Source organism: Janthinobacterium aquaticum, from assembly GCF_009208565.1.
Taxonomy (GTDB): Bacteria; Pseudomonadota; Gammaproteobacteria; order Burkholderiales; family Burkholderiaceae_D; genus Janthinobacterium.
In genome coordinates, this window is the sequence record NZ_WFLK01000075.1 from 1 (window position 1) to 255 (window position 255).

Below are 255 nucleotides of genomic sequence, written 5' to 3' on the forward strand. Positions count from 1 at the left end.
TTTTGATGTAGTCGGCGTGGCCTGGGCAGTCAACGTGAGCGTAGTGGCGCGAAGCCGTTTCGTACTCAACGTGAGCGGTGTTAATGGTAATACCGCGTGCTTTTTCTTCTGGAGCAGCATCGATCTGATCGTATGCTTTGGCTTCGCCGCCGAATTTCTTCGACAGTACCGTTGCGATTGCAGCGGTCAGCGTGGTTTTACCGTGGTCGACGTGGCCGATGGTGCCGACGTTGACGTGCGGCTTGGTCCGTTCGA

1 protein-coding gene is annotated in these 255 nt (G+C 56.1%); it reads right to left on the reverse strand.

Annotation, left to right across the window (positions count from 1 at the left end; genetic code table 11):
* On the reverse strand, positions 1 to 255 hold a 255-nt coding region (locus GCM43_RS25675; protein WP_264372683.1), incomplete at both ends, for a GTP-binding protein.